Consider the following 21,814-nt stretch of genomic DNA (forward strand, 5'->3'; position numbering starts at 1 on the left):
CGCGGCCGGCGCGGTCCACCGTGGCGGGCATGAGAGAGCACCCCGCCCCGAACCCGTTCGCCCCCGTCGTCCGCTGCGCCGCCGACCTGCTGGCCGTGGTGCCCCACACCCTCGGCTACTGGCCGGCGGACTCGCTCGTGCTGCTCGCCGCCGGCGGGGGCACCGCCGGCGCCTGCGTGCGCGTCGACCTGCCCGCCGAGGCGGCGCCGGCCGCGGCGGCGGAGCACTTCGTGCGCGAGCTGGCCGAGCTCGTCGGCCACGACACCCTGAGCGACCGCGTCTTCGTGGTCGTCTACACCTCCGCCGGCGCGGGCCCGGCCGGACCGGCGGAGCGCGCCGCGGCCGTGCTGACGCTCGCCGAGGAGGCGGCCGCCAGGGCCGGGCGGGAGGTCGCCGCCCGGTGGGTCGTCGCGGGCGAGCACTGGTGGCCGGCCGAGGACCCCGGGGACGTGCAGGCCGTGGCCGGCATCCTCGACAGCGCCGTCAACGCCGCCCTCGTGGCCTCCGGCAGCTCCTGGGCCGCCGCACCGCGCCGGGCGATGGACCACGAGTACGGCGCCCTGCCCGCCGGCACCGACCGGTCCGCCGCCGCCGCGGCCCGGCGCTGGGTCCGCGAGGGCCGCGGCACCTGGCACCGCCTGACCCGCGTCCACGAGCTCCTGCGGCTCTGGGACCGGGTGCTGGCCCAGGTCGGGGGCGCCGGGGAGGACTGGCTCCCGCGGCTGCTGGCCCTCGACGACGACCTGCTCGGCTGCCTGGCCGCCGGCTGGACCGACCCCGTGCTCGCCGACCTGCTCCTGGCGTCGTGCGCCACCGGGCGGCCCCGCACCGTCGGGGCGGCCGCGGCCCTGTGGGCGCAGCTGTGCGACGAGCTCCCCCACGAGGAACCGGTCCCGCCCTCCGGGGCGCACGGCACCCCGGACGGGGAGCCCCCCGGGACGGGCCCGGCCGCCGCGGCCGGGCCGACCCGCCGCGCCCCCGCCGGCCCGGCTCCCGCCCTGCCCGCCGGTCCGGACACCCCCGGCGCCGACCCCCGCCCGGGGCCGGGGGAACCCGGCCCGGACGCCGGGGCCCTGATCCTGCTCACCCGCGTGCTCGCCGGGGAGTGGGAGCGACGCCCGGACTGGGAGCGCCTGGACGCGCTGTACCGCGTGCTCCTGGCCCTGAGCTGGCTGCTCGAGCCCGACGAGGGGACCGCCGCGGCGGACCCGGAGGGCGGGCCGGACCCCACCGCGCTCGCCGGCGTGCTCGTCGGGCTCGCGCAGCTGAACCGGCTGCGGGCACGCGGCTCCCACACCGCCCACTTCGTCCGGCGGGCCACGGCCCTGGTGCCGGGCCACCCCGGGGCCCTGCGCGTGCTGCGCCTGGCCGAGACCCGCCCGGTGCCGCGGTGGGCCCGGGACCGGCGCACCGCGTGGCACGGCTGAGCCCCGGCCGCGGCCCCGCCGGGTGCCGCGACCGGGTGCCGCGACCGGGCGCCGGCCCCTGCAGGCCGGTGCCCGGCCGGCAGGGGGTGCGCGCGGCCCGGGGGAGGGTGGGGCAGCAGGGCGCGAGAACGTCGGGGAGGAGCGGGAACAAAATCCGGGCGGGGGTGGTTCCGCCTCCTAGGACCCTTCAAGGCCACCGCGGCGGGCGATGCCCGGCGCACGGACTTGACAGGGTCATAGGCGTGTTGCCCCGAGGGCGGGCGCCGGAAACCGCTCAACGAAAGGCTCTCTGTGTCACCTGCCGCCAGCAACAAGACGACTGACACCACGGCCGAGGCCCAGGCCTCGGGGGCGACCGGCGCCCCCGCCCGGGCCAGGAGCGCCGCGGCGAAGTCCACCGCGGCCAAGAAGACCGTGGCCGCCAAGAAGACGACGGCGGCGAAGTCCACCGCCGCCAAGCCCACGGCGGCGCGCTCGAGCGCGTCCCGCTCCGCCGCCCCGGCCTCGCGCACCGCCGCGAAGCGTGCGGCGGCCCCGAAGACCGCCGAGCCCGCCGCCGAGGAGGTCCTCGCGGACGGGACCGCCCAGGAGCAGGCGCCCGCCCGGCCCGCCGCGCGGCGCAAGACCGCCGGGGGCAAGGGCGCCGGCAAGCAGGCGAAGGCCGCCCCGGCCGAGGACGGGACCGCGGCCGACGACGACCTCGAGGTGGACCTCACCGACGAGGATGAGACCACCGCCGAGGAGGAGGCCGCCGCCGAGGAGGACACCGCCGAGGAGGCCGAGGAGCAGGCCCCCGCCGCCGCGCCCCGCGACGAGAAGAAGTCCGGGTTCGTGATCACCAACAACGACGACGACGACGCCCCCGCGCAGCAGGTCGTCTCCGCCGGCGCGACCGCCGACCCGGTCAAGGACTACCTGAAGCAGATCGGCAAGGTCGCCCTGCTGAACGCCGAGCAGGAGGTGGACCTGGCCCTGCGCATCGAGGCCGGCCTCTACGCCGAGCACAAGCTCGCCGAGCAGAAGGACAGCCTGGACCCGCAGACCCGCAAGGAGCTGCGCTGGGTCATCCACGACGGCAAGCGGGCGAAGAACCACCTGCTCGAGGCGAACCTGCGCCTGGTCGTCTCCCTGGCCAAGCGCTACACCGGGCGCGGGATGCTGTTCCTGGACCTGATCCAGGAGGGCAACCTCGGCCTGATCCGCGCGGTGGAGAAGTTCGACTACACCAAGGGCTTCAAGTTCTCGACCTACGCCACGTGGTGGATCCGGCAGGCGATCACCCGCGCCATGGCCGACCAGGCCCGCACCATCCGCATCCCCGTGCACATGGTCGAGGTGATCAACAAGCTCGCGCGCGTCCAGCGGCAGATGCTGCAGGACCTCGGCCGGGAGCCGACCCCGGAGGAGCTGGCCAACGAGCTCGACATGACCCCCGAGAAGGTCGTCGAGGTGCAGAAGTACGGCCGTGAGCCGATCTCGCTGCACACGCCCCTGGGCGAGGACGGGGACTCCGAGTTCGGCGACCTCATCGAGGACTCCGAGGCCGTGGTCCCGGCCGACGCGGTGAGCTTCACCCTGCTCCAGGAGCAGCTGCACTCCGTGCTGGACACGCTCTCCGAGCGCGAGGCGGGGGTCGTGGCCATGCGCTTCGGGCTCACCGACGGCCAGCCCAAGACGCTCGACGAGATCGGCAAGGTCTACGGCGTGACCCGCGAGCGGATCCGCCAGATCGAGTCGAAGACGATGTCGAAGCTGCGCCACCCCTCCCGCTCCCAGGTGCTGCGCGACTACCTGGACTGAGCACCCGTGCCGCCCGCCCCGGACGGGGCGGGCGGCACGACGGACAGCGGGCCCCGGCACGAGGTGCCGGGGCCCGCTGTCCGTCGGGGTCGTGGGGGCCGAACGGCCGTCAGGAGCCGATGCGCTCCGTCTCGTCCTGCCACGTGGCCGCGAGCGGGCGCAGCTTCTCCTCGTTCTTGCGCGCGTGGTGGGCGCAGAAGAGCAGCTCGCCGCCCGTGGACTCGAGGATCACTCGGACGTAGGCCTGGGCGCCGCACGCGTCGCAGCGGTCGGTCGCGTTCAGCTCTCGGCTTTCCAGTGTGGCGTTCACGGGATCCTCCTCCTGTGTCGTACGCGTCGCACGCGGGGTGCTCGTGCTCCCCCCGGTGCCGGTACCCGGGGTCTCGTGGACGCATCGGGGTACTGCTACATACAACCACGACGGTCGGACATCCGATCCCGTCCGGAGCGGATTTTCGCCCCGGGCGTAGGTGCCCGCCGGCCCGGGGACGCCCGCGGCGGGCCCCGGGCCGCCGGGCGGGGCCCGGGGCGGCCGTGTCGGGGGCCGCGACTACAGTGGGGGAGAACCCCGCCGTCCCCCAGGAGCCGTACCCCCGTGACACCGTCCCGTTCCGAATACAACGCCCGCCACCTCTCGGTCCTGGAGGGCCTCGAGGCCGTCCGCAAGCGACCGGGCATGTACATCGGCTCCACCGACTCCCGGGGGCTGATGCACTGCCTGTGGGAGATCATCGACAACTCCGTCGACGAGGCCCTCGCGGGCTACGGCCAGGAGATCACCGTGGTCCTCCACGCGGACGGCGCGGTCGAGGTCCACGACGACGGACGCGGCATCCCCATCGACGTCGAGCCCCGCACCGGGCTGCCCGGCGTCGAGGTCGTGTTCACGAAGCTGCACGCGGGCGGGAAGTTCGGCGGCGGCTCCTACAGCGCCTCCGGCGGCCTGCACGGCGTGGGCGCCTCGGTGGTCAACGCCCTCTCGGCCCGCCTCGACGTCCAGGTCGACCGCGGCGGGAAGACCTACCAGATGTCCTTCCGCCACGGCGAGCCGGGCCGCTTCCTCGACAAGGGCCGGCCCTCCCCGCACGCGGAGTTCGCGCCGTTCACGGAGGGCTCCGAGCTCGACGTCGTCGGCCGGGCCAAGCGCGGGGTCACGGGCACCCGCATCCGCTACTGGGCGGACGAGCAGATCTTCACCGCGGACGCCCGGTTCAGCTACGAGGACCTCGCCCGGCGCGCCCGCCAGACCTCCTTCCTGATCCCGGGGCTGCGCATCACCGTCCGGGACCAGCGCGGGCTGCCGGGCACCCCGGGGGAGTTCGGCGTGCACGAGGAGGTCTTCCAGCACGACGGCGGGATCGCCGAGTTCGTCGACCACCTCGCCGTGGACAGCCCCGTCACCGACGTCTGGCGCCTGCACGGGGAGGGCCGGTTCAAGGAGACCGTGCCCGTCCTCGACGACACCGGCCGGTCCCGGCTCACGGAGGTCGAGCGCACCTGCGAGGTGGACCTCGCCGTGCGCTGGGGCATCGGCTACGACACCACGGTGCGCTCCTTCGTGAACATCATCGCGACCCCCAAGGGCGGCACCCACCAGGCCGGCTTCGAGGCCGCGCTGCTGAAGACGTTCCGCAAGCAGGTCGAGGCCAACGCCCGGCGGCTGAAGGCGGGCACCGACAAGGTCGAGAAGGACGACGTCCTGGCCGGGCTCACCGCGGTGCTCACCGTGCGCCTGGCGGAGCCGCAGTTCGAGGGCCAGACCAAGGAGGTCCTCGGCACCCCGGCGGTGCGCCAGATCGTGGCGCGCGTGGTGGAGAAGGAGCTCACGGCCCGGCTCACCGCCACCTCCCGGCACGGCAAGCAGCAGGCGGGGGCGCTGCTGGAGAAGGTCGTGGCCGAGATGAAGTCGCGCATCTCCGCGCGCGTGCACAAGGAGACCCAGCGGCGCAAGAACGCGCTGGAGACCTCTTCGATGCCCGCCAAGCTCGTGGAGTGCCGCTCGACCGACGTCGAGCGCTCCGAGCTGTTCATCGTCGAGGGCGACTCCGCGCTCGGCACGGCCCGGCTGGCCCGGTCCTCGAACCACCAGGCGCTGCTGCCGATCCGCGGCAAGATCCTCAACGTGCAGAAGGCCTCGATCACCGACATGCTCGCCAACACCGAGTGCGCCGCGCTGATCCAGGTCATCGGCGCGGGCTCCGGGCGCACCTTCGACCTCTCCGCCGCCCGCTACGGCAAGGTCATCATGATGACCGACGCCGACGTCGACGGCGCCCACATCCGCACCCTCCTCCTGACCCTGTTCTACCGGTACATGCGCCCGCTCGTGGAGGCCGGCCGGGTCTACGCGGCGGTCCCGCCCCTGCACCGGGTCGAGGTGGTCAACCCCGGCGGGAAGGCCAACGAGATGGTCTACACCTACTCGGAGCGCGAGCTCGACGGGCTGCTGGCGCGCCTGGAGCGGGAGGGCCGCCGCTACAGGGAGCCCATCCAGCGCTACAAGGGCCTGGGCGAGATGGACGCCGACCAGCTCGCCGAGACGACGATGGACGTGCGCCACCGCATGCTGCGCCGGATCCGGGTCGAGGACGCCGAGGCCGCCGAGCACGCCTTCGCGCTGCTCATGGGCTCCGAGGTGGCCCCGCGCAAGGACTTCATCATCGAGGGCGCCGCGCAGCTGGACCAGGACCGCATCGACGCCTGACCCGCGTCCCGGGCGGGGCGGCCGGGGCTAGGCTGGGCGCGACGACACCGTCCGCGTCCGCGCGTCCCCGGAAGGACCCCGCATGAGCACCTCCTCGCCCGCCCGCCCCGTGACCGTGACCGTGACCGGCGCCGCCGGGCAGATCGGCTACGCCACCGTCTTCCGAGCCGCCGCCGGGGACCTGCTCGGCCCCGGCACCCCCGTGCGCCTGCACCTGCTGGAGCTGCCGCAGGCCCGCCGCGCGGCCGAGGGCACGGCCCTCGAGCTGCAGGACGGCGCGTTCCCGCTCCTGGAGGGCGTGGAGGTCTTCGACGACCCGGCGGCGGCCTTCGAGGGGGCCTCCGTGGGGCTGCTCATCGGCTCCCGCCCGCGCGGGCCGGGCATGGAGCGGGCGGACCTGCTCGAGGCCAACGCCGGGATCTTCTCCGTCCAGGGGCGGGCGATCAACGCCGGCGCGGCCGAGGACTTCCGCGCGGTGGTGGTCGGCAACCCGGCGAACACCAACGCGCTCATCGCCGCGTCCCACGCCCCGGACGTGCCGCGCGAGCGCTTCACGGCCCTCACCCGCCTGGACCACCACCGGGCGGTCGCCCAGCTGGCCGCCGCGACCGGGGCGCGCACGGCCGAGGTCGACGGCGTGGCGATCTGGGGCAACCACTCGGCCACCCAGTACCCCGACCTCACCCACGCCACGGTCGGGGGCCGGCCCGCCCTCGAGGTCCTCGCCGCGGCGGGCCACGACCGGGACTGGGTCGCGGGCACGTTCATCCCGCGGGTGGCCCGCCGGGGCGCCGAGATCATCGAGGTGCGCGGGGGCTCCTCGGTCGCCTCCGCCGCCCACGCGACCCTGTGCCACGTCCGGGACTGGGTGCTCGGCACCCCCCAGGGCTCCTGGACGTCCATGGCCGTGGCCTCCGACGGCTCCTACGGGGTGCCCGAGGAGCTGGTCAGCTCCTTCCCGGTGACCTGCCGGAACGGGGCGGCCACCGTGGTGCCGGGGCTGGAGCTGGACGCGTTCTCCCGCGAGCGGGTGGAGCGCTCCGTGCAGGAGCTCGCCGAGGAGCGCGCGGCCGTCGCCGCCCTGGGGCTGCTGGGCCCGCGCGGCTGAGCCCGGGGGCCGGCCCGCCGGCTCAGCCGTAGGCCGGGCCGACGGCGTCGATCACCTGCTCCAGCGGCACGCCGGAGCCGTCCCGGCGCCCGTGCTCGACGGGCAGCGCCCGCGCCACCCCGGTGGCGGAGACGGCCTTGGCCGGGCCGTGGCCGGCCCAGGCCAGCACGAGGCCGGTCTCACCCTTGAGGAAGCGGTGGGCCCGCACCCCGCCGGTGGCCCGGCCCTTGGGCGGGTACTCCGCGAACGGGGTGACCTTCACGGAGTACGGCGACATCCCGGGCAGCACCTCGCCGGCGCGGGCGACCGTCACGACCACGGGCGTCTCGTCCGCGGCGCGCACGACGCCGAAGAACACGACCTCGTCGCCGGGGGAGAGCTTCATCCCCGCGACCCCGCCCGCGGTGCGGCCCTGCGGGCGCACCGAGCCCGCCGGGAAGTGCAGCAGCTTGCCCTCCCGGCTGATCAGCACCAGCGCGTCGTCGTCGGCGGCGGACTCGGCCAGGCCCACGACCTCGTCGCCGTCCTTGAGGCCGATGACCTCCCAGTCCTCCCGGTTGAGCGGGTGGTCGGGGTTGACCCGCTTCACGACGCCGCGGCGGGTGCCCAGGGCCAGGACCGCGCCCAGCGGGGCCAGGCCCACGAGCCGCTCGCCCCGGGCCAGGGTGAGGAAGTCCTTGACGGGCACGCCGTCGCCGAGCTTCGGGGTCCCCTCGAAGGCCGTCAGCACGGGCACGTCCATCACCTGCACGCGCACCATCCGCCCGGCCGAGGTCAGCGCCCCGATCTCGCCGCGGGCGGTGGCGCGCACCGCGGAGGTCAGGGCGTCGTGCTTGACCCGCCGCGGGGGGTCCACGAGCGGGACCTGCACGGAGGTCCGGGCCAGCTGCCCGGAGGTGGACAGCAGCACCCAGCACGGGTCGTCGGCGATCTCCAGGGCCAGGCCCGCGCCGGCGCGCCGGCCCGGCTCCGGCAGGACGGCCGCGGCCGGACCGGGCAGGGCCTCGGCCTCCAGCAGCTCGGTGCGCCGGTCGTCGCCGTGGGCCGCGGCGACCTCGGCGAGCTCGGCGGAGACCAGCGCGCGCAGCCGGGCGTCGGAGGCGAGGACCTCCTCGAGCTCGCCGATCTCCCGGCGCAGCCGCTCCTGCTCCTGCTCGAGCTCGACGCGGGAGAACTTCGTGAGCTGCCGCAGCCGCAGCTCGAGGATGTGCTCGGCCTGGGTCCGGCTCAGCCCGAAGGCCTCGACGAGCCGGTCGCGGGCCACGGCGGTCTCGTCGGAGTCCCGCACGATCCGGATCACCTCGTCGATGTCCAGGATCGCGACGAGCAGCCCCTCGACGAGGTGGAGGCGGTCGCGCTTCTTCCCGAGGCGGAAGCCGGTGCGCCGGCGCACCACGGACAGGCGGTGCTCGACGTAGACCTGCAGCAGCTCCAGCAGACCCATGGTGCGCGGCTGGCCGTCGACCAGCGCCACGTTGTTGATCCCGAAGGAGTCCTCCATGGGGGTGTGCTTGTACAGCTGCTGGAGCACGGCCTGGGGGTTGAAGCCGTTCTTGAGCTCGATTACGAGCCGCAGCCCGTTGCGACGGTCGGTGAGGTCCACGACGTCGGAGACGCCCTGCAGCTTCTTCGCCTGCACGGCCTCCTTGATCTTCTCCGTCACCTTCTCGGGACCCACCATGTAGGGCAGCTCGGTGACCACGATGCCCTGCTTGCGCGGGGTGACCTGCTCGATCGAGACCTTCGCCCGCGTCCTGAACGAGCCCCGGCCGGTGCGGTAGGCGTCCTTGATCCCGTCGAGGCCCACGATCCGCCCGCCCGAGGGCAGGTCCGGGCCCGGGACGAAGCGGATGAGCTCCTCGAGCGTGGCCTCGGGGTGCTCCACGAGGTGGCGGGCCGCGGCGACGACTTCCCGCAGGTTGTGCGGGGCCATGTTCGTGGCCATGCCCACGGCGATCCCGGAGGAGCCGTTGACGAGCAGGTTCGGGTAGGCGGCCGGCAGCACCCCCGGCTGGGAGAACTGGTTGTCGTAGTTGGGCACGAAGTCCACGACGTCCTCGTCGAGGTCGGCCGTGAGCGCCAGCGCGGCCGGGGCCATGCGCGCCTCGGTGTACCGGGACGCGGCGGGGCCGTCGTCGACCGAGCCGAAGTTGCCGTGCCCGTCCACGAGGGGCAGGCGCATCGCGAACGGCTGGGCGAGGCGGACCATGGCGTCGTAGATCGCGGAGTCCCCGTGCGGGTGCAGCTTGCCCATCACCTCGCCCACCACGCGCGCGCTCTTGACGTGGCCGCGGTCCGGACGCAGGCCCATCCGGTCCATCATGAACAGGATGCGCCGCTGCACGGGCTTGAGCCCGTCGCGGGCGTCGGGCAGGGCGCGGGAGTAGATCACCGAGTACGAGTACTCGAGGAAGCTCGTGCGCATCTCGGAGGTCACGTCGATGTCGACGATGTTCTCCCGGAAGTCGGCGGGCAGCTCGTCCGCGGGGGACGGGCGGGTGGACGCACGGCGGCGGGCCATCACAGCAGGGGGGTCCTTCGGGTCGGGGGTCGGCCCCGGCGGGCCGGCGGGCTCGGGAGAGCGCGCCGGGACGCACCGGGGCGCACCGTTGACGGTGCGGGTTTGTCTACTAGCCTGAATCCTATGGTTCCAGAGACCGCGGACACGGAGACCACCGGCCGGTACCCCGAGTACTGGGAGGCCGACGTGATCCTGCGCGACGGCGCCACGGCGCACCTGCGCCCCATCTCGCCGGCGGACAGGGACGCCCTCCGCCGCTTCCACGAGTCGCAGTCCGAGAACAGCATCTACCTGCGCTTCTTCTCCTACAAGCCGACCCTCAGCGCCCGGGAGCTGGACCGGTTCACGGTGGTCGACCACCGCGACCGGGTGTGCTTCGTGCTGCTGCTGGGGGAGCGGATCATCGGGGTGGGCCGCTACGACCGCACCCACGACCCGCACGACGCCGAGGTCGCGTTCATGATCTCCGACGCCCACCAGGGGCGCGGGATCGGCTCCATCCTCCTCGAGCACCTGGCCGCGGCGGCCCGGGAGAACGGCATCGACCACTTCTCCGCCGAGGTGCTGCCCGAGAACCGCAAGATGCTCCACGTCTTCGCGGAGGCCGGCTACGAGCTGACCCGCCGCTTCGACGACGGCGTGGTCGTGGTCGGCTTCGACATCGACCCCACCGAGAAGTCCCTGGCCGTGATGGCCGCCCGCGAGCACCGGGCCGAGGCCCGCTCGATCGCCGACCTCGTCAGCCCCTCCTCGATCGCGGTGATCGGCGCGTCCCGCGACCCCGGCCAGGCCGGGCGGATGGTCGTGGAGCACCTGATCGGCTCCGGCTTCACCGGCCGGCTGTTCGGAATCAGCCCCACGCCCTTCGAGCGGGAGGGGATGGTGCACGCCACGGCCATCGCCGAGGTCCCCGAGCGGGTCGACCTGGCCGTGGTGGCCGTGCCCGTGGACCAGGTCGCCGACGTCGTCGACCAGTGCGGGGCCGCCGGGGTGCACGCCGTCGTCGTCGTCACGGGCGGCTACGCCGAGGCCGGGGCCGAGGGCCGGGCCCGGCAGCGGGAGCTCGTGCGCCGGGCCCGCTCCCACGGGATGCGCGTGGTCGGGCCCGCCAGCCTGGGCCTGTACCGCACCGGTCCCGCCCACCGCTTCAACGCCTCGGTGCTGCCCGTCCTCCCGCCCGACGGCACCCTGGGGCTGTTCAGCCAGTCCGGGGCGGTGGGCACGATGCTGCACGCGGCGGCCGTGCGCCACGGGGTGGGCGTGTCCACCCACCTGTCCGCGGGCAACCGGGCGGACGTCTCGGGCAACGACATGATGCAGTACTGGGAGGACGACGACGCCACCCACGCCTGCGGGCTCTACCTGCAGTCGGTCGGCAACCCGCGCAAGTTCTCGCGCATCGCCCGGCGGCTGTCGCTGCACAAGCCGGTGATCGTGGCCAAGAGCGAGGTCACCGGCCTGCGCCTGCCGCCCGGCCACACCGGGCGCACCACCCAGGCGCCCCCCGGCGCGCTCGACGCGATGTTCCGCCAGGCCGGGGTGATCCGCGCCGAGAGCAGCGAGCAGCTGATGGACGTGGCCGGGATCGTCACCGGCCAGCCGCTGCCCGCCGGGGGGCGCACGGGCCTGGTCTCCAACGCCCTGGCCCTGGGCCAGCTCATGGAGGACCGCTGCATGCAGCTGGGCCTGGAGGTCGCCGCGGTCGAGGCGGGGGTCGTGACCGGCGCCGGCGGGCCCGAGGCCCTCGAGGCCCTGCGCGCCACCGCCGACCGGGTCCTGCGCGGGGCCGACGCCCTCGTGGTGACGCTGATGCCCGTGCCGGGCGCGACCCGGGAGGAGATCGCCGGGACCGTCGGGCGGGTCGCCCGGGAGCACGGGCGCCCCGCCGTCGTCGTGTTCACCGGCAGCACCGAGCCGGGGGCGATCTCCGCGGTCCACCACGGCCCCGACGGGCTGACCGTGCCCTGCTTCGACTCCCCGGGGGCGGCCCTGCGCGCGCTGGCCAAGGCCGTGGACTACGCCCGCTGGCGGGCCCAGGACCAGGGCGTGCACGCCGGCCCGGAGGGCGTGGACCGCGAGGCCGCCGAGACCTTCGTCGAGGAGCTGGCACCCCGGGTGCCCGGTGACGGGCTGCTGGAGCTCGACCCCGGGCAGGCCGCGCGGCTGCTGGGCACCTACGGCATCGAGGTCCTGCCCAGCGTGCGCTTCACCGACACGGACGAGGCCGTGGCCGCCGCCGAGCGGATCGGCTGGCCCGTGGTGCTCAAGACCACCGACCCCAACCTGCGCCACCGCCTGGACCTCGGCGGGGTGCAGCTGAACATCCAGGACGCCGCGCAGCTGCGCGCGGCGGTGGCCACGATGCGCGCGGCGCTCGCCGCCTACGGCTCCTTCGACCTCGAGGTCCAGCGGATGGCCCCGCCCGGGCAGGCGGTGGTGCTGCGCGCGATCGAGGACCCGCTGATCGGCCCGGTCGTCTCCTTCGGGATGGCCGGGGACGCCGTGAACCTGCTCGAGGACTGGGCCCACCGGGTGCCCCCGCTGACCGACCAGGACATCACCCGCATGGTGCGCGAGCCCAAGGCCGCGCGCAAGCTCTTCGGCCTCCAGGGCGTGCCCGCCGTGGACGTGAACCGGCTCGAGGACCTCATCAGCCGCGTGGCCCTGCTCAAGGACCGGCACCCCGAGATCGCGCGGGTACAGCTGAACCCGGTGCTGCTGTCTACCGGGTCGCTGACCGTGCTCGGCGCGTCGGTCGGGCTCGGCAACCCCCAGCAGCGGACGGACAGCGCGCGCCGGGCCATGCGCAGCTAGGCCGGCCGGGACGTGGCCGACACCATCGCCGGGCGGTACACGCTCATCGACCCCATCGCCCGCGGGGGCAGCGGGTCCGTGTGGCGCGCCTGGGACGGGCGGCTGCACCAGCTGTGCGCCGCGAAGGTGCTGCGCCAGCGCGACTCCGCCGACCTGCTGCGCTTCGCCCGGGAGCAGTCGGTGAAGCTCGACCACCCGCACGTGCTCGCCCCCTACGGGTGGGCCGCCGAGGACGCCCACGTGGTGCTGGCCATGCCCCTGGTGCACGGGGGCACCCTCGAGTCCGCGCTGCAGGACAACGGCGCCGCCTCGCCCGAGCTCGTCGAGGAGGTCCTCGCCCAGCTGCTGCAGGCGCTGCAGTTCGTGCACGCCCAGGGGTGGGTCCACCGGGACGTGAAGCCCGCCAACCTCATGCTCGAGAGCACCGGCACGGGACGACCGCACGTGCTGCTGTCCGACTTCGGCATCGCCGTGCGGGTCGAGGACGCCCGGCTCACCCGCACCGGCACGCTCGTGGGCACCCCCGGCTACCTCCCGCCGGAGGCCTACGAGCTCGCGGACCCGGATCCCGCCCAGGACCTCTACGCGGCCGGGGTCACCGCCCTGCGCATGCTCGACCCCTCGCTCGAGCCGCCGGAGGAACTCGGGCCGGCCGACGCCCGGCGGGTCGTGGGCCGGCCCGGAGACCTCGCCGAGCACCTGGCGGCGCTGCTGACCCCGGACCCCGCCCAGCGCCGGCGCGCGGCCGTGAGCGTGCTGCACGCGCTGACGGACGCCGCCGCCCGGCGCCGCTTCGACCCCGCCCGCACCCGCGACGGGGAGCCCTTCGAGGTCTTCGACGTCCTCGAGCCGCTGCCCGTCCCGTGGGCGCGGCGCGTCGCGGCCGCCGCGGCCGGCACACCGCTGCCCGAACCGGCCGCGGAGGAACCCCGGGCGGAGGAGCCGCCCGGGGCCCCGGCCGGCCGGGATCCCGCCCCCGGGGACGGGCCCGACACCGGGCAGGCCGGCGCGGCACCGACCGGCGCGCCGCAGCCCGGGGCGGGGCCCGCGACGGGGGAGGGCCCCGTGACCGGGAGCTCCGCGGGGCCCGCCGGGACCGGACGGGCCCCCGACGGTCCCGGGCGCCCCGGCGGCCCCCCGGCCCGCACCGGCCCGGTCCCGGAGGGGCCCGTCACCCCCGCGGCCGTGGCGGCCACCGCGACCCTCGAGCGGGAGCCCCCCGCCCGTCCCCGCAGGGCCCCCCGCCGCGGCGCGGCGGGGGGAGTGCTGCTGGCGCTGATCACCCTCACCCTGCTGCTGGGCGCGTGGCTGCTCGTCGAGCAGGGCGGGTCCGGGCGGCCGGCGGCCCCGGACCCGACGGCGCCGGCCCCCACTCCGGCCGCGCCGGAGACGCCGGGGGAGGAGGACCCCTACGTCCTGGAGCGGGTGTGCGAGGACCGCGGCGGCGGCGTGGAGGAGTGCTCCTTCCGCGCCCGGTGAGGGCCCGTGTTGGGCCAGGGCGGGCCGGTGGGGGAAAATGGCCCCCATGACGTATTCAGGTGAGCGCGGCCAGCGGCTGGTCGACGACATCAACAAGGCCGGGTTCTACCCCCAGCTGGTGATCGACGTGGTGCAGGACTCCCTCGACGGGCGGTCCCCGGTCTCCCACCTCGTGCAGCTCGAGACCCACCTCGACCGCACCGAGGTGCACCGCCACATCACGGCGCTCGTGCTCGCCGAGGACGTCCTGCACGTCACCCACGTGGACGACGAGGAGTTCGACGAGAACGGCCGCGACGTGGTGGCGCGCGTGTCCACCGAGACGGTGGGCATCTCGCAGATCCGCTCGGTGACCCTCAGCTACTCCTACTACCAGCCGGCCAACTACCGCCCCGACAGCCCGATCTCCGAGGTGACGCTCGCCATCGCGTGGACGGGCACCCTGCACGTGGACCTGACCCCCGCGGTGTGCGACGACCCGCAGTGCCAGGCCGACCACGGCTACACGGGCACCGCCGCCCGCGAGGACATCGTCCTGCGGATCAGCGCGGAGGCCGACGGCCCGGCCGCGGTCGAGGGCGCCCGCGAGTTCGCCCGCACGCTGCGCCGGGCGAACCTGGCCCCGCTGACCAACGGCGCCCAGATCGCCCAGCCCGTCCACGCCCGCACGCCCGCGCCCCGCCGGGGCCCCACGGCCACCCCGCGGACCCGCTTCACCGACCGGTTCACCGGCCGGGACGGCGGCGCCGCCCGATGAGGGTCCTCGAGGAGCACCTGCCCGGTCTGCCCGAGGGCCTGCCCGCCCCGCCGCGCTACGGCACCCGCTCGGTCGCCGAGGTCCTCGGCTCCGCCGCCGCCTCGATCGGCGTGCCCGGGTTCACCGACGCGCTGGGGCTGCCGGCGGCGCGCCGCGTCGTCGTCGTGCTCGTGGACGGGCTCGGCCGCGCCCAGCTGCGCGCCCGGGCGGGCCACGCCCCGCTGCTGTCCGGGGCGCAGGCCCTCGGCACCCTCGACGCGGCGTTCCCGACGACGACGGCGGCGTCGCTGGCCTCCCTGGGCACGGGCACGCCCCCGGGCCGCCACGGGCTCGTCGGCTACGACGTGCTGGACCCGGCCCGGGACACGGTCGTCAACCAGCTCGGCGGCTGGGACCCCGAGGTGGACCCGGCCCGCTGGCAGCCGGTGCCCACCGTCCTGGAGCGCGCCGCCGAGCACGTCGACGTCGTCACGGTCAGCCGGCACCGGTTCGCCGGCTCGGGCCTGACGGGCGCGGCGCTGCGCGGGGGCCGCTTCGTGCCCGCGGACGGGCCCGCCGCCCGGGTGAGCACCGCGCTCGACCAGCTCGCCCCCGGGCGGGAGAGCCTCGTCTACTTCTACTGGGACGAGCTGGACCGCACCGGCCACGCCCGCGGCTGGGAGTCCACCGAGTGGACCGAGCAGCTCGAGGAGCTCGACGGGGCGCTGCGCCGGTTCGTGGCCCGCGTCCCCAAGGACACGACCGTGCTGGTCACCGGCGACCACGGCATGCTCGACGTCCCGTCCGCCGCCCGGGCCGACTACTCCGCGCTGCCGGGGCTGCTCGACGGGGTCCGGCACACCGCGGGCGAGCCGCGCGCGGTCCAGCTGCACCTCGAGCCCGGCCTCTCGGCCCGCGAGGCCGGGGACCTGGTCGCCGCCTGGCGCGAGCACTTCGGGTCGCGGACCTGGCTCGTGACCCGGGAGGCGGCGCTGGCCGCCGGCTACTTCGGCCCGCCGGCGCAGGTCCGCGACGAGGTGCGCGGGCGGATCGGGGACCTGCTGGTCCTGGCACGGGAGCCGCTGGCGCTGTTCGACCTCCGGCGCCAGCCGGCCAGTGTCCTGGCGATGGTCGGCCAGCACGGCTCGCTGACCCGGGCCGAGCGCGAGGTCCCCCTGCTGCGCCTGGCCTGAGCCGGGCTCAGTCCCGGGCGTTTATGCCGGGCCCGTCCTCGCCGGCCTGCCGGGCGGGGTCCTGTGCGTCCGCGTCCTGTTCGTCCGCGTCCGGGGCGTCCTCGCCGCCCGCCCCGGGGGGCTCCTCCTCGGCGCCCCCGGCCGGGGACGTCGCCGGCGGGGCCGTCGGCTCCTCCGGCGCCGGGGGCGGCGGCGCCGGGGCGGGCGGCGCGGGCGCGGGCACCGGGGCGGGTGCCGGCGGGGGCGCCGGTGCCGGCACCACGGGCGCCGGCTCGGGCACGGGCGGCGGCGCCGGGGCCGGCTGCGGCGGCACGTACGGCGCGGGGGCGACCGGCTCCGGGGTCGGGCTCGGCGTGGGGGTCGGGGTGGCCGTGCGCGTGCGCGCAGGCGTCGGCGAGGGCGTGGGGGACGGCGCGGTGGTCACCTCCGGGGCGGGGACGAACTCCGCCTCCCGCCCGGCGCCGAAGAGGTCGCGGCCGACGCCGCCGAGGTACAGTGCCCCGAGCCCGGCCAGCAGCACGAGCACGACCGCTCCGGCCACCAGCCCGGCGACGAGCCCTCCGGGGACGGGGGCCTCCGGTGTCCCCGCGTGCGGGGCCGCGGCCGCGGGACCGGAGGACGGCGGCGCGGCGGCGGGGGACCGGTCGGCGTCCTCGTCGACCGCGCCCAGCCCGCCGAGCAGGTCCAGGCCCTGGTCGGCGTCGGCGGCGCCCGCCGCCCGCCCGGGTGCGGCCGGTCCCGGCGAGGCGTCGAAGTCGTCCTCCCCGAAGAGATCGTCCTGGATGGAATTGGCCATGCCGTGCAGCCCCTGACGCGGTCTCGTCCTGTGCCGGGCGCGCCAGGTGGGGGAGCGCGCGGGTGCGGGGCCGCGGCGCGGTCCCCTGCTGGGTGCACTGTAGCGCGCCGTCGGCCCGGGACCCGGCAGGGCGCGCGCTGCCGGGCGGTGCCCGCGGGGCCCGGTGCCCGGCGGGGCCGGGCCGCGGGCGGGGTCGGAGCGGACCGCCCGGGAAGCTGCCGGGGCTACTGGTCCGAGGAGCTCCCGAAGACGATCTCGTCCCAGCTGGGGACGGAGGAGCGGGCGGAGCGGCGGGACTTGCCGGTGCGGTTGCGCGGGCGCGGCCGCGCGGGGGAGCCGTCGTCCCCGGGGTCCGTGCCCGTGCCGCCGTCGGCCGGTCCGTCCTCGCCGCCGGGCCGCGGACCGGCGGGCGTGGGCGCGTCCTCGGCCTCCGGCGCCTGGCCGGCACCGTCCGCCCCGGTCCCGGCCGCGGAGGACTCCTCCGGCCCGGGGACGGAGGGCTGCGCCCCGGGTGCGGCCCCGGGCTCGGCGGGGCGGGGCGGGGCCGCGGGGCCGGCCGGGGCCGGGAACTCGGTGGCCGGCTGGTAGGGGCGGTCGAAGACCGGCAGGTCCTCCGGGGCGGCCAGCGGGCGCGGCCGGCGCTCGGAGCGGCCCATCCCGCGGCCGAGCAGCTCGGCGAGGGCGTCGTCGCCCTCCTCGTCCTCGCCGATGCGCTGCCCGCGGCGGGACTGCAGGACGTCGAGCAGCTCGTCCGCCTCCACGGCGGGGCGGCGCAGCGGCGCCGGGGCGGTGTCCGCGCCGCCGGGCAGCACGCCGAGTGCGGCCGCGACGGGGGTGTCCGGGCGCGGGGGCTCCGTGAGCGCCTCGGCCCACGCGTTGGCCGGGCGGACGCTCTGGTTGGCCGGGTTGTACAGCCACTCCGCGGGGGGCTCCTCGCCGGGCCCGGCCGCGGGGTCGTCGACGGCGAAGCGGGCCACGACCGTCCACAGCTGGTCCTCGCGCTGCCACGAGTCCCACTCCAGGCTCCCGGGGTCCACCCCGAGCTGGCCCGCGCGGTGGGCGACGGCCCGGCCCAGGGTCAGGGGCTCGCCCTCGAAGACGGAGTGGTATCCGCGGTGGGCGGTGGGGTCGTCGATCTCCACCTTCTGGGCCTCGGTGGCCACGTGGGCGCGCTCGGCGAGGATGGGCCACTCGTAGCGGCGGACCCGGGCGGCCTCCCACCCGCTCTCGGCGACGATCTCCTCCACGGTGGCCCCGGCGCGGAACCGGGCCTGGATCTCGCGGGGACCGAACTGTCCTGCGCCGCGGGGCCGGCCCCCCGGCAGCCGGCGGGCGCGCTGCACCGCGAGGCGCAGCTCCTGGTCGATCCGCAGGAGGCGGCGCGTGCCCGTCCCGTCCTCGAGGACGAGGTGCTCGCCGTCGTCGTGCACGCCTGCCAGGCGCAGCTGCTCCATGCTGTTCATCCTCCGGTGGGTCTGTGGGGTGCGCCGCGGCGGTCGGCGGGGCGGCAACGGGCCGACGGCGTGCTCCCCGCGCGGCGCCCCCATCCTACTGGCCGGAGCGCGGGCCGGAAGGGGCCGTGCGGCACGGTCCGGGAGCCGTTCCGGGGCGTGCTCCGGGGCGGTCGCCACGGTTGGATTTTTGACCCCGTTTGGTGAACAATCTACGCGATACAGGGCCGGGCGGGCCTCTCCGACGCCCCGCCGGAGCCCATCCCCGGACCCATTGGAGCAAAGACCTCACCATGGCCACAGATTACGACGCGCCGCGCAAGCAGGACGACGAGCTCAAGGAGGACTCGATCGAGGAGCTGCAGACGCGCCGCAGCGACTCGCAGTCGGGCAGCGTCGACGAGGACGAGGCGGCCGCGGCCGAGAGCTTCGAGCTGCCGGGGGCCGACCTGTCCAACGAGGAGCTCTCCGTGGTCGTCCTGCCCGCGCAGGAGGACGAGTTCACCTGCGGCTCCTGCTTCCTGGTGCGCCACCGCTCGCAGATCGCCGAGGAGAAGAACGGCGTGAAGTACTGCGTCGAGTGCGTGGGCTGAGACCCCGACGCGCTCCCCGGGCGGCCCTCCGCGGGCCGGTGCGCCACGAGAACCCCGCCGCGACGGACGTCGCGGCGGGGGTCTCGTCCTGCACGGGGCCTGCACGGGGGGCCGTCCGGGCCGGCCCGGCCGCCCTGGGCCCGGTCGCTCAGGGGCCGGTGAGGACCTCGACGAGCCGCTCGGGGTGGCGGGTGGAGGTCAGCCAGTAGGGGGTCGGGTCGACGGGGTCGGTGATGCGGATCCGCACCAGCGGTCCCACGGAGGCGCGGAAGTTCATGTAGGCGCGCCCGTCGAGCTCCGGGCCGCGCACCCGGCGCACGTCGTCGCCGCGGAAGGCCTCCGCCTCGCCGACGAAGCGGCGCTCGATGCGGGCCCGCCCCACCTGGAGGTGCTCGTCCGTGACGACGATCGAGCGGCTCGAGGTGACGAGCAGGACACCGGCGCCGCCGGCGGCGACGACCGCGGCCACGACGGCGACGACCATGTCGATGGGGGCCAGCGAGACGAGCACGACGACCCCGGCGAAGAGCACGAGCAGCCACATCCACCACGCGGGGGTGAGGCGCTCCTCGTAGAGCACGCGTCCGGCGGAGGACGGGCGGGTGCGCGGGGCGTCGGCGGGACCGGGGCCGGAGGGTGCGGGGCGGGACATGCCCCGATTCTCTCACGAGCACCGCACGACCTCTTCCGCCGCCCGCGCCGGGGCGGGGAGGGAGCGGGCTAGAGTGGGGCACTGTGAACGACCAGTCGACAGCCCACCGGCCGCCGGCCACCCGGAGCCCCCTCCGCGTGGCGCTGCAGGCCCTCGACCCCGACCTGCCCCCGCCCGCCTACGCCCGGCCCGGCGACGCGGGTGCGGACCTGCGCTCGCGCGTGGACCTGGTCCTGGCCCCGGGCCGGCGCGCCCTCGTGCCGACCGGGATCGCCGTGGCCCTGCCGGAGGGCTACGCCGGCTTCGTCCACCCACGCTCGGGCCTGGCCGCCCGCCACGGCATCACCGTGGTCAACGCCCCGGGGACGGTGGACGCCGGCTACCGGGGCGAGATCATGGTCACCCTGCTCAACACCGACGCGGAGCAGCCCTTCGAGGTGCGCCGCGGCGACCGCATCGCCCAGCTGGTGGTGCAGCGCGTGGAGCAGGCGCAGTTCGAGGTGGTCGCCGACCTGCCGGTCTCCGCGCGCGGCGCCGCGGGCTTCGGCTCCAGCGGCACCGCCTGAGGACACCCCCCGCACCCGGTCCCGCCGGCGCCCCGCGAGGGCGCGGCGGACCGGCCCAGGAGCCGGCACCCGCTGCCGGCGGAGGAGCAACGAAGAACATGTTCGGTCGCAAGAAGAAGCAGCCGGTCACCGGCGCCGCCGACCCGGCCCCCGCCGCGCCCGAGCCCGCGGACGGGCGCGAGGACCCGCAGGGCCCGCGCGACGTCGCCCGGGTGCCGGACCGCGAGGGCTACCTCGACCTCGGGGCGCTGCTCGTGAAGCCGCGCCCGGGACTGGGCGTGCGCCTGGAGATCGACGAGCGCAGCCAGCGCCCGCGGGCCGTCGCCCTCGACCTCGGCGGCGGCTCCGTGCAGGTCCAGGCCTTCGCCGCGCCCCGCTCCGAGGGGCTGTGGGACGAGGTGCGCCGCGAGCTCGTCCAGTCCCTGCGCGAGGGCGAGGGCGAGCCCACGGTGGAGGAGGGCCCCTTCGGCCTCCAGGTGCTCACCCGCTTCCCCGCGACCGCCTCGGACGGCACGCGCGGCTACCGCCTGGCCCGCTTCGTGGGCGTGGACGGACCGCGCTGGTTCGTGCGCGCCGTGTTCACGGGCACTGCCGCGGTGGCCGACGAGGCCGCGGAGCTCGAGGAGGTCGTGCGCGAGCTCGTGGTCGTGCGCGGCGAGGACCCCATGCCCCCGCGCGACCTCATCCCGCTCACCGTCCCCGAGGGCGCGGTGCGCCGCCCGGCCGGGGAGGAGCCCCCGGCGGCACCGCCCCGGCGCGGGCCCGAGATCACGGAGATCGGCTGAGCCGTGACCGTCCTGCACCGCACCGCCGACCTGCCCGCGACGACGGGCGGGACCGGCGCGATCGACGTCGTCACCGAGGCGCCGGTGTGCGCCGCCGACCTCGACCCCGCCGTGGCAGGGCGCGCCCGGCGCCGCCGCGTGATGGCCAGCGGCCTCGTCCAGGAGGTCACCGTGCCCCCCGCCTCGGGCGCGCAGAACTACACCGCGCTGCTCGTGCCCGAGTGCGCCCCGGGCGAGGGCCCCGGCCGGGCCCGCCCCCTGCGGCTGGTCTGGCAGGGTCAGCGGCAGGTCCCCGGCGTGGGGGCCGGCACCCGGCTGCGCTGCGTGGGCGTGGTGAGCTTCCGCGACGGCCGGCCCACGATCTTCAACCCCCGCTACGAGATCATCGCCAAGCAGGTCAGCAGATAGGCAGGTGCCCCATGCGGCAGACCCTCCCCGCGCCCACCGACGAGCCGACGGACCGGGTCCCCCGGTGAGCGGCGAGCGGGCCCCCGGGCCGGAGCGCCCCGGGCGCGACGACGTCGAGCGCTCGGTCGCGGCCTACGCGGCCCGCTCCGGCATGCGCCGCCGCGACGACGGCCAGCTCGACGTCCTGCACGCCGTGGGCGGCTGGCGGGGGCTGGCCGAGACCGTCCTGCCGGGGCTCGTCTTCCTCGTCGTGCTCCTGGTCGGCGGCGCCCTGGGTCCGGCGCTCACCGCCTCCCTGGGGGCCGCCGGGGTGTTCACGGTCCTGCGCCTGCTCCAGCGGCAGAGCCTGGTGCAGGCGCTGTCGGGGTTCGTGGGGGTGGCCGTGTGCGCCCTGTTCGCCCGCGCCACGGGCGAGGCCCTCGACTACTACGTGCCCGGCTTCTGGATCAACGCCGCCTGGTTCCTCGGCCTCGGGGTCTCCCTGGCGGTGGGGTGGCCGCTGCTGGGGGTCTTCTACGGGTTCGTGCGCGGGGAGGGCACCGAGTGGCGGGCCGTGCCGGTGCGCCGGCGCGCCTACCGGGTGGCCACGCTCATGCTCATGGGCATGTTCGCGGCGCGGCTGCTCGTGCAGGTCCCGCTCTACCTCGCCGAGAACCTCACCGGGCTGGGCGTGGCCCGGATCGGAATGGGCGTGCCGCTGTACGCGCTCACCCTGTGGCTCGCGTGGCTGGTCTCGCGGCCGCCGGAGCAGATCGCCGCCGAGGAGCAGGACGGGATCTGA

18 protein-coding genes are annotated in these 21,814 nt (G+C 76.3%); 13 read left to right on the forward strand and 5 right to left on the reverse strand.

Features of this window, described 5'->3' with window-relative positions; genetic code table 11:
* Positions 1-29 precede the first annotated feature (29 nt).
* Together AS188_RS17675 and AS188_RS09150 are read left to right on the forward strand one after the other, a co-directional pair.
* The gene (locus AS188_RS17675) at positions 30-1,427 is read left to right on the forward strand and encodes a DUF4192 family protein (RefSeq protein ID WP_058858594.1); all 1,398 of its coding nucleotides are present in this window, start codon (positions 30-32) and stop codon (positions 1,425-1,427) included.
* Between the two features lie 291 nt (positions 1,428-1,718).
* The gene (locus tag AS188_RS09150) at positions 1,719-3,227 is read left to right on the forward strand and encodes an RNA polymerase sigma factor (RefSeq protein WP_083529366.1); all 1,509 of its coding nucleotides are present in this window, start codon (positions 1,719-1,721) and stop codon (positions 3,225-3,227) included.
* Between the two features lie 109 nt (positions 3,228-3,336).
* On the opposite strand, the gene AS188_RS09155 is transcribed toward AS188_RS09150, so the two are convergent.
* A complete protein-coding gene (locus tag AS188_RS09155; RefSeq protein ID WP_058858595.1) occupies positions 3,337-3,537 on the reverse strand; it encodes a DUF7455 domain-containing protein in 201 nt (66 codons plus the stop codon).
* A gap of 285 nt (positions 3,538-3,822) precedes the next feature.
* Between AS188_RS09155 and AS188_RS09160 the strand changes: the two genes are divergently transcribed.
* Positions 3,823-5,931: a DNA gyrase/topoisomerase IV subunit B gene (locus tag AS188_RS09160; protein ID WP_058858596.1), complete on the forward strand. Its 2,109-nt coding sequence runs from the start codon at positions 3,823-3,825 to the stop codon at positions 5,929-5,931.
* Positions 5,932-6,013: 82 nt separating this feature from the next.
* Complete coding sequence (locus AS188_RS09165) at positions 6,014-7,039, forward strand: malate dehydrogenase (RefSeq protein ID WP_058858597.1); 1,026 nt, start codon at positions 6,014-6,016, stop codon at positions 7,037-7,039.
* A 22-nt stretch (positions 7,040-7,061) separates the two neighbouring features.
* Here the strand turns inward: AS188_RS09165 and AS188_RS09170 are convergent, their stop codons facing one another.
* Positions 7,062-9,560 (reverse strand): DNA gyrase/topoisomerase IV subunit A, encoded by a 2,499-nt coding sequence (locus AS188_RS09170; protein ID WP_058858598.1) that lies wholly within the window; start codon positions 9,558-9,560, stop codon positions 7,062-7,064.
* 123 nt (positions 9,561-9,683) lie between these two features.
* Here AS188_RS09170 and AS188_RS09175 point away from each other — a divergent pair, with 123 nt between their 5' ends.
* Genes AS188_RS09175 through AS188_RS09190 form a run of 4 tightly spaced genes read left to right on the forward strand, consistent with a single transcriptional unit; the run spans position 9,684 to position 15,782 of the window.
* On the forward strand, positions 9,684-12,374 hold the full coding sequence (locus AS188_RS09175; protein ID WP_058858599.1) for a bifunctional acetate--CoA ligase family protein/GNAT family N-acetyltransferase: 2,691 nt from the start codon (positions 9,684-9,686) through the stop codon (positions 12,372-12,374).
* A 12-nt stretch (positions 12,375-12,386) separates the two neighbouring features.
* Positions 12,387-13,853: a serine/threonine-protein kinase gene (locus AS188_RS17680; RefSeq protein ID WP_058858600.1), complete on the forward strand. Its 1,467-nt coding sequence runs from the start codon at positions 12,387-12,389 to the stop codon at positions 13,851-13,853.
* Positions 13,854-13,899: 46 nt separating this feature from the next.
* Positions 13,900-14,610, forward strand: a complete 711-nt coding sequence (locus tag AS188_RS09185) for a DUF5998 family protein (protein WP_058858601.1) — start codon at positions 13,900-13,902, stop codon at positions 14,608-14,610.
* On the forward strand, positions 14,607-15,782 hold the full coding sequence (locus AS188_RS09190) for an alkaline phosphatase family protein (protein ID WP_058858602.1): 1,176 nt from the start codon (positions 14,607-14,609) through the stop codon (positions 15,780-15,782). Before AS188_RS09185 ends, AS188_RS09190 begins: the two co-directional genes overlap by 4 nt.
* 7 nt (positions 15,783-15,789) lie before the next feature.
* On the opposite strand, the gene AS188_RS09195 is transcribed toward AS188_RS09190, so the two are convergent.
* Together AS188_RS09195 and sepH are read right to left on the reverse strand one after the other, a co-directional pair.
* The gene (locus AS188_RS09195) at positions 15,790-16,578 is read right to left on the reverse strand and encodes a hypothetical protein (RefSeq protein WP_058858603.1); all 789 of its coding nucleotides are present in this window, start codon (positions 16,576-16,578) and stop codon (positions 15,790-15,792) included.
* A gap of 224 nt (positions 16,579-16,802) precedes the next feature.
* Entirely contained in the window at positions 16,803-18,032 is a 1,230-nt protein-coding gene (gene sepH, locus AS188_RS09200; RefSeq protein ID WP_058858604.1) for a septation protein SepH, read from the reverse strand.
* Positions 18,033-18,322: 290 nt separating this feature from the next.
* Here sepH and AS188_RS09205 point away from each other — a divergent pair, with 290 nt between their 5' ends.
* Entirely contained in the window at positions 18,323-18,622 is a 300-nt protein-coding gene (locus AS188_RS09205) for a DUF4193 domain-containing protein (RefSeq protein ID WP_058858605.1), read from the forward strand.
* 148 nt (positions 18,623-18,770) lie between these two features.
* Here AS188_RS09205 and AS188_RS09210 read toward each other — a convergent pair whose 3' ends face one another.
* Positions 18,771-19,274, reverse strand: a complete 504-nt coding sequence (locus AS188_RS09210; RefSeq protein ID WP_058858606.1) for a DUF3093 domain-containing protein — start codon at positions 19,272-19,274, stop codon at positions 18,771-18,773.
* Between the two features lie 137 nt (positions 19,275-19,411).
* Between AS188_RS09210 and dut the strand changes: the two genes are divergently transcribed.
* The 4 genes from dut (at position 19,412) to AS188_RS09230 (ending at position 21,814) form a co-directional block, all read left to right on the forward strand.
* The gene (dut, locus tag AS188_RS09215; RefSeq protein WP_236944954.1) at positions 19,412-19,840 is read left to right on the forward strand and encodes a dUTP diphosphatase; all 429 of its coding nucleotides are present in this window, start codon (positions 19,412-19,414) and stop codon (positions 19,838-19,840) included.
* Positions 19,841-19,938: 98 nt separating this feature from the next.
* The gene (locus tag AS188_RS09220; RefSeq protein ID WP_058858608.1) at positions 19,939-20,625 is read left to right on the forward strand and encodes a DUF3710 domain-containing protein; all 687 of its coding nucleotides are present in this window, start codon (positions 19,939-19,941) and stop codon (positions 20,623-20,625) included.
* Between the two features lie 3 nt (positions 20,626-20,628).
* Positions 20,629-21,033 carry a single stranded DNA-binding domain-containing protein gene (locus AS188_RS09225; protein ID WP_236944955.1) on the forward strand — a complete coding sequence of 135 codons (405 nt, stop codon included), beginning with the start codon at positions 20,629-20,631 and terminating at the stop codon, positions 21,031-21,033.
* Positions 21,034-21,097: 64 nt separating this feature from the next.
* Positions 21,098-21,814 carry a DUF3159 domain-containing protein gene (locus tag AS188_RS09230; protein ID WP_058858609.1) on the forward strand — a complete coding sequence of 239 codons (717 nt, stop codon included), beginning with the start codon at positions 21,098-21,100 and terminating at the stop codon, positions 21,812-21,814.

The organism is Kocuria flava (assembly GCF_001482365.1).
GTDB classification, from domain to species: domain Bacteria; phylum Actinomycetota; class Actinomycetes; order Actinomycetales; family Micrococcaceae; genus Kocuria; species Kocuria flava.